This window comes from Nitrosophilus sp., from assembly GCF_982775275.1.
On the sequence record NZ_CEXZHP010000056.1, the window covers coordinates 1 to 8,482 of the forward strand.

Annotated in this window: 3 protein-coding genes; all 3 read right to left on the reverse strand. The window is 31.1% G+C overall.

The window, feature by feature from the left end; all coding sequences use genetic code 11:
* Positions 1 to 19 precede the first annotated feature (19 nt).
* Complete coding sequence (locus AC30RD_RS04155) at positions 20 to 2,602, reverse strand: DEAD/DEAH box helicase (RefSeq protein ID WP_489493003.1); 2,583 nt, start codon at positions 2,600 to 2,602, stop codon at positions 20 to 22.
* Positions 2,589 to 4,523: a DNA methyltransferase gene (locus AC30RD_RS04160; RefSeq protein ID WP_489493004.1), complete on the reverse strand. Its 1,935-nt coding sequence runs from the start codon at positions 4,521 to 4,523 to the stop codon at positions 2,589 to 2,591. Before AC30RD_RS04160 ends, AC30RD_RS04155 begins: the two co-directional genes overlap by 14 nt.
* A gap of 288 nt (positions 4,524 to 4,811) precedes the next feature.
* Positions 4,812 to 8,261, reverse strand: coding sequence for a methionine synthase (gene metH, locus AC30RD_RS04165; RefSeq protein WP_489493005.1), 3,450 nt, complete (start codon positions 8,259 to 8,261; stop codon positions 4,812 to 4,814).
* Positions 8,262 to 8,482 lie beyond the last annotated feature (221 nt).

Sequence of the window (8,482 nt, forward strand, 5' to 3'; positions counted from 1 at the left end):
AATATAAATGTTACATTTACTATAATTCAGATAACAAATTTTCCAATTCGCTTCTAAAACTATCATTAATTAATCTTCCATCTTTTAAGTATTCAAAAAATTCAGTATAGGAATTCGGACTTAAAAAGTGAAACAGATACTTTTGCTTTATACCTTTTTCTTTCAGGATTCTGTTTAATCTATCAAAATGCTCTTTTGCATATTTATATTTTGCTTTGTTTTCATCTGAATCGTCTCTATCAGATTTAATTTCAACAACTACAAAATATTCATAACCGTCTTTATCAATTTTAATAAAGAAATCTGGATTAAATTTGGAATTTGGTTTTTGATGCTCCCCTTTTCTCCAGGTATATTCAATACTATAAAAGCCTCTATCTCTCGATTTAACCCATGCTGAAACTTTTTCTGCAACATCTTTTTTACATAATTGTTCTACAAACTTTCTCTCTGGCTCTTTATTGGTAAAAACTAAATTTAATGAAGTTTTAAATAAAAATTCATTCTGTTCCTTTAATGCATACCTTGGTAATGTTTCATCTTCTAATAATTGCTTGAATAATTCTTTTTGTTCTATATTAAAAATCTCATTTTCCCAATTATTTGTATAAAAAATAGAATATTCCCTTTTTAAGTTTCCTATTCCTATACTCTCTCTTTGTATATCTTTCGTTGAAATTTTTATAGGATCATTTACTTTTAATTTTGTAGTAACTGTTTTACCTTTTTTCCTTAAAAGAGTAGAGAATGCCTGAAAAATCTTATTTACATTCTTCCCGACTAATCTATCTCCTTTAATGCCAACTTTCCTCATCGAATTAATTATAATCTCTCTAATTCTATCTCTTGGAGGTAAATTGTTTTTTGTATATTGATCTTCTCCAAGTTGTAAAACTCTACCTTCCCAATCTCTTATCTGAAATTCTTCATATATTTTATCTAATACTTCTTCAACTGTCCAAGTATTATATTCTATTGCATAATTTTTCTCTCTAATTAAACCTCCTGACACAGATTCATAAACAGTTTCTTTATCAACAATCTCAACCTGAGATTCTAATTTTATACCTTCTCTTTCTATTCTTGAGTAATTATAAATTTCTTTATCTCTTTTATGCTCAACTTCAATCTCTTCTTTTGAATAATCCAAATTATAAACTTCAAAATGATATTTACTTCTTTCTCCTTCTAAAATTACCTCACTATAGATTCTTGTTTCAATTTCTAATATTTCATCAACTAAGCCTTTAATATTTCTACTCCAAGCATCATGATTAAAAACTATTACTCTTGGTTGTGGAGTTTTATACTCTTCCGGAACCCTCAATCCTCTACCAAGCACTTGGGCTATAAGTAACTTTGAATTAAACGCTCTATCTTCCCAAGGGACTATTTGAAAAACATTTTTTACATCCCATCCTTCCGTAAGCATTGACACAGAAACAATCCATTCCGTCGGATCATTTTTCTCATCTACAGTTTTTAGTTTAGGAATATTTGCTTTGTGCTCGTTAGCTGAAGTTACTATTAAAACTTTTTTCTCTATTTCTTCTCTTGATAAACCTTCTTTTTCTCCTAAAAAGGAGATCAAATCTTCCCTTAAATTTTTAGCATTTGAAATATCTTTTGTTACTAAAATAGTTAAAGGTTTTATTCTTGGATATTTATCCTTATTTTCCTGATGATTTTGATAAATTTTTTGAAACTTCTCATTTTTATTTAAACTATCATCTTTTTGTACATACTCGATATTTTTGACTATTTTGTCTTCAATAGCTTCTCTTAAAGAATATCTATAGATTACATCATTAAAATATTCATTTCCAATATAAGCTGTTCCTGTAAATCCTAAAATATACTTGAAATTATAATCGGGATTTAATAAAAATTCTTTCCATTTTTTTATACTTTTTGCTTCCTCGCTTCTTCCACTAACTTTATTATATATATGATGAGATTCATCATTTAAGACTAAAACTCTTTCTCCAACACCTTTAAAACTATCGTCAATTGACGAACCTGTCCTTTCATAAACAGCATGAATATTTTCTACACAAATATCACCATCTTTTACTGTTACATTTGCATTAACAATTCTAGGATTTTTATATTTTGCATTCTTTGGAATTGCTTTTTTAAGCCTTGAATTTCCACTTAAACTTTCAAATTTTTCAGTTAAACCTGCTTCAATTGTCAAAGATGGAGCTAAAACTAATACTTTATCCACCAAACCAAGCCCTAACATAATTTGAGCAATTCCGTAAATTACATAAGATTTTCCTGTTCCTGTAGCAAGATCTATATTTGCAGATAATTTATTTGATAATTGAATATGTCTTTTATACTCATCTAAAGTAGGATATCTATTTTTCAACTCTTGATTTTTATTATAATTTTCTTCAACTAAATCTTCTATTTTTGAATATCTACCTCCAGCAAAATAAATTATTGCATTTCTAATAGCCTCTTTTTGATATTCTCTATCTCCACAAAGAACATCTAAAAAACTTTCCCACTCATCAAAGTTGAGCTTTGTAGGATCATAAACAGGATTAACCTTTAAAACTAAATCTTTTGTTTTATAAATTTTAATCTCTTCCATAACTTTCCCTTATTTTATTTAAATTAAAAATTTCTGTAAAGTCATTTCCATAAATATCTGAATAAACAATCATAATTTTTTGTCCTAATTTATTCTTATCCATTTCAATAACTAACCCATTATCTTTAATCTCTTTCAATTTTTTTCTAATGTCTTCTTCAACATCTTTCTTCTTGGATTTTTTAGGTAATAATTCATCAGCAAAATATACTTCATCCATCTCAAAATATTTTCCATTATAATTTTTATCAATAAAAACTGCAGATAATGTTTCAAAATTATCTAAAACTTTCCCTTCTTCATCTTTATAATATTGACTTCTAAATTCTTTTATTATTAGTTTTACTTTATTGCTTTCAATTTTTAATTCACTTTTAACTTCTGGTTGCCTTATAAAATGAAATCCTATTACTTCATCTAAATCATTAACATTTTTCTTACTTTGCGGTTGTCTTAATTTCTTGAATGGAATTTTATGAAGCTCTTTAATTACTTGATACGGAATTTTTAAGAAAAAATATTTTATACTACCAATTTGATAATAATCTTGTATAAAGTCCACATAATTTGCAGGTGCAACTATATAGACCTTTCCACTTAATCTGCTTCCAATAGTATTATGAATATTTTGTAAATAACTTTCATCCACAGAAGCATCTTTAAATCTTCTATAATCAAATACCTTTACAGGAAATTCTCCCTTTTTTCCTTCAAACTTCAATCCAGCCACTTCAAACCCATTTACCTCAAATTCAAAAAGCTCTGAGACAAATTTTAAGTATTGCTTCCACTCAAGATCTAATGCTTGCTTTAAATCATATATTCCAAGTCTTGCTGTAATAAAACTTCTTGCTTTTTTTCCATATTTCTTCTTGGGATTCTCTAAATATTTTGAATTTTCTATCTGCAAAATTCTTTTTTGCATTGTGTAATAAGAAAATTTTCCAATATCAACAGCAATCCATCTTCTTCCAAGTTTTTCTGCAACTGCTACTGTTGTTCCACTTCCACCAAAGAAGTCTAAAACTAAGTCCCCTGGATTGGTAGATGCTTTGATTATTCTTTCTAATAGTTTTTCAGGTTTTTGAGTTGGATAACCATATTTAATATCTTTAGCTCCTAAAAAACCAGCAAAGTTTTCTATATCGGTCCATATATCTTTATATGGTTTTTTTGATATATCTCCTGATGGTTGTTTAACTTCCATTACTTGCTTATTAAAAATATAATTATTTATCGATTTTGTATAATATAAAATAATAGCATGTGAATATATCCAATTAGGAGATAGCCATTTATTCCCAGCAACATAAGGAATTGAAGTATCCCATATAATTTCTGCTCTAAATTTTTCTTTTCCAAAAATTTCATCCATTATAACTTTTATATAATGATTCATTTTTTTGTCTAAATGTACATAAATACTCCCATCATCAGCTAAAATTTCTCTTGCTAAAATTAGTCTTCTTCTTAAAAACTCTACAAATTCAGCACCTTTTGCTTTATCTCTATAAGCTTTTTGTCCTTCTTTTCCTTTAAAATCACTTTCAGTTGCAAACGGTGGATCAATATAAATTAATTTAACCTTCCCTTTTACTTTATCTTTAATTAAAGGATCTTTATTTTCATAAACAGTCTTTAAAAACTGTAAATTATCTCCAAAAACAATCATATTTTTCCAATCATCATCAAAGCTTTCCCTTTCACCATTAAATACCTTATCAATCTGTAACGGAACTGGAAAAACTCCATCTTCATTTGCTAGCAAATCTTCTTTTCTAATTTTTCCTGCATAGACCAATTCATATTCTTTCTGTTTTGTTGGGAAAAGTAAATGTTTAAATTCTTCAGGCAAATCTTTATTTTCTTGCAAAAGTTTAATTATATATTTTTTCTGTTCTTGAGTTAATATTTTTTGCATTTCATATCTCCTGATTTTATAGCTTTAATAGTAAAAAGTTATTATTTTATCCATTATTTAACTATATCTTTATTTAGGTTTTTGGACTATTTATAACATAAAATATAATGATCTATACTAAGCAATAATCTATCCTTATGAAGGATTTTATCAGACAAAATATTAATTTAAATTAATATCAAAATTGAAAAATAAATGAGATATAGTAAAAGCATAAAAACCAACCTCGAAAATTACTGTAAACAATAAATTTTTTAATTAAATTATTAAAAAGAGGCAAAAAGCCTCTTAAACGTTGAAATATTTAGCTTCAGGATGATGAACTACGATCGCACAGGTTGACTGTTCTGGATGGATTTGGAAGGTTTCGCTAAGCGTTATGCCAAACTCCTCTGGCTTTAAAAGATTAAATATATGCCTATTAAGCTCAAGATCAGGACAAGCAGGATATCCTGGGCTATATCTTGCACCTTGATATCCACTCATTTTTACATCTTTTAGATCTGGTTTTTCGTTTTTTAATATATTTAGCTCTATCCTTATCTCTTTATGTGCAATCTCGGCTAATGCTTCGGCAAGCTCAACGCTCAATCCATGAACCAAATGGTATTCGTGATATTTTCCTGCTTTAAAAAGCTCGCTCTCATACTCACTAAAAGCACTTCCAGCACTTACGCACGTAAATGCGCAAACATCCATTCTATCGCTTCTAAAATAGTCTGCAATACATCTGTGTGGCTTCTTTTTTTGTCTTGGAAAAGTCAAGATCTCTATCGCATCGCCTATAATATTTTCTATAGGCTCGCAATTGGCGTCTTCATCTTTTCTCCAACCAAACTCCTCGCCAAATACGTAAAGTTCATTATCCACCCTTCTTACGGGAAAATATCCGTATATAATAACCGGTTTAAAAATATCTTTTAACTCGCTTTTTAATCTTTCAAATGCCGGAATTATGACATTTTTTAGCTGTTTTTCATACTCCTCTTTACTTAACCCTTTGCTTTTATATCCCCATCTTTGTTTAAATAAAAGTCTTTTGTTTATCCACTCATAGGCTATTAGAGGATCTATATCCAAAGTTCTTCTGCCCCAAAAAGGTGGTGTCGGGACTGAAACTAAAGGAGGTAAAATTATATCTTTTGGATCTATCTTAATATCCTCTTTTTTTACCACTTCTATTATATCTTCTTCATCTTTATCGCTTCCAAGCTTTGTATCAAAATTGCCCTCTTCTATCCTACTCATAGCAACTATTCCGTCAAATGCGTCTTTGCAATAAAATATCGGCCCATCATATTCTGGTCTGCAAAAATCATCGACAAATCTCTTTGTTAACGCGGCTCCTCCTAATAAAACAGGAGCTTTTATTCCTCTTTTTTTCATCTCTTTCAAATTCTCAAGCATAACGGCGGTAGATTTTACTAAAAGTCCGCTCATACCTATGGCATCTGCATTATGCTCCTTGTAAGCTTTTATAAACTCTTCAAGTTCAACCTTTATACCAATATTTACCACGTTAAAGCCGTTATTTGTAAGAAGAATATCTACCAAATTTTTGCCAACGTCATGCACATCGCCTTTTACCGTCCCTAAAATCAGCGTGGTTTTTGAGGTTTTTTCTTTTTTAGGCAAAAATTGGTTTAGATAATCAACTGCGGCTTTCATAACTTCTGCACTTTGAAGAACAAAAGGGAGTTGCATCTGTCCGCTTCCAAAAAGCTCTCCAACTTCTTTCATAGCCTCTATTAAAATCTCGTTTATTATTTTTTGCGGATCAATCTTTTCTTTTGCTTTTTCAAGCAAAGGCATCATCCTCTCTTTGTCTCCGTCGATCAAAAGTTTATGAATCTGTTTTTCCAAAGGTAGTTTACTCAATTCGTCGCTATCTTTTTTTTCTTTTTTATCTGCTTTGCTAAAATGATCTATAAATTTAAAAAGGGGATCGCCATCTTCTCTTTTGTTAAAAAGCAAGTCTTCACAAACTTTTCTATCTTCTTCGCTTATTTTATGATAAGGGATAAGATTTTTTACGTTTACTATAGCCATACTCAATCCGGCTTTTACACAATGATGTAAAAATACACTGTTTAAATATTCCCTTGCATGCTTTTCAAGTCCAAAACTGATATTTGATATTCCAAGAACTGCTCCGACTTCCGGATATAGCCTTTTTAACTCTTTTATAGCTTCAATTGTTTCTATAGCGGCGTTTTGATACTCCTCATCGCCGCTTCCTACGGTAAAAGTAAGCAGATCAAATACTAAGTCTCCTGGATTCATTCCATGTAGGTTTACCGCTCTTTCATACATTCTTTTTGCAACTTCGATCTTTTTCTTTTTTGTTTTAGCCATACCTTTTTCATCTATAGCTAAAAGAACCAAAGCGGCTCCAAATCTTTTTGCAAGCTTGCATATAGCGTCAAATTTTTCTATGCCGTCTTCAAGATTTGCCGAATTTATAATAGCTCTTCCGCCAATATGCTTTAAAGCCGCCTCTAAAGCTTTTATCTGCGTGGAGTCTGGCATCAGAGGAATTGATATTTTTTCATTGTAAAGTTTTATAACCTCTTTCATATCTTCGCTCTCATCCCTGCCGGCAAACCCAACCGATACGTCTATCCCGTGTGCTCCGCTTCTAACTTGCTGCTGAGCAACGCTTAAGGTTCCTTCATAATCGCTTTTTAACAAAAGTTCTCTAAAAGCTTTGCTACCTGTTGCGTTGCTTCTTTCGCCCATCAAAAAGGGAGGGGGATTTTGATTTAGTGTTTTTGATTCAAAAAGGCTGGCTATACTTCTTGGATGAGAACCCTTTGGCTGTTTTGGAACCTTTGCTTTAACCGCTTCTACCAAAGCTTTGATATGTTGAGGCGTCGTTCCGCAACATCCACCCAAAAATGCAACTCCGTCATATTTTGTTAATTTACCCTCAAGCTCTACAAACTCTTTTGGACCCATCGGATAATAGGTATATCCCCCTCTATTTTGAGGAAGACCCGCGTTTGCGTGAACGCTTATATATTTTGGCCAAACTTCGCTTAAAATTTTTAAATGTTTTTCTATCATATCAGGACCGGTTCCGCAGTTAAAACCTAAAGATAATATATCAAAAGGCTCCAAAATTGTAGCTATGGTAGCCGCATCTGTTCCAATTAGCATAGTTCCGTTTTGCTCGATTGTTACGCTTACCATTATAGGAATATCTGGCGCAACGTCACTGCAGGCATGGATAGCGGCCTTTATCTGTAGAGGATCTTGACAAGTTTCTAATAAAAATAGATCCACATTTGCATCTTTTGCGCCTTTTGCGCACTCTATATAACCATCATACATAGTATCATAATCGATATGGTTTAAACTAGGCAGTTTTGTCCCGGGTCCAAAAGATGCGGCGCAAAACCTTGGTTTATCTTTGCTAAACTCTTGACATACCTCTTTAGCGAGCTTACATCCAAGATATGTCAATTCATAAGCTTTATCTTCCAATCCATACTCTTCCAAAACCCACGGCATCGTGCCAAAACTGTTTGTTTTAATAATATCGGCCCCAACTTTTGCGTATGCTTTATGGATAGATTTTATAATATCGGGTGCGCTTTCGTTTAAAAGTTCGTTACAGCCCTCTTTTCCTCGCCAAACCTCTTTTGGTATCTTTTTTGCCTGAAGCTGGGTCCCCATAGCTCCGTCAATGATCAAAACTCTCTCTTTAACCAAATCTTTAATATTTTTTTGGTTCATAAAGCCTCTTTTATATTTTTATTTAATAAATTTTTTCCTATTATTTAAATTATATTTAAAAACTTTTTAGGGGATTATAATGAAAAAGATTAAAAATATCAAAACCGGAAAAGAGATAATTAGAGAAGATCCGGTAGATATAGAAGTTCCCTTTGATGGGGGTGTAATGATAACAGAAACCGATCCGGCTGGAATCATAACATACGCAAATAGAAAATTTA

What these genes read in the sequence shown, in the direction of transcription:
- AC30RD_RS04155 (WP_489493003.1), bottom strand. Translation starts at nt 2,602, where the DNA reads ATGGAAGAGATTAAAATTTATAAAACAAAAGATTTAGTTTTAAAGGTT.
- AC30RD_RS04160 (WP_489493004.1), bottom strand. Translation starts at nt 4,523, where the DNA reads ATGCAAAAAATATTAACTCAAGAACAGAAAAAATATATAATTAAACTT.
- metH (WP_489493005.1), bottom strand. Translation starts at nt 8,261, where the DNA reads ATGAACCAAAAAAATATTAAAGATTTGGTTAAAGAGAGAGTTTTGATC.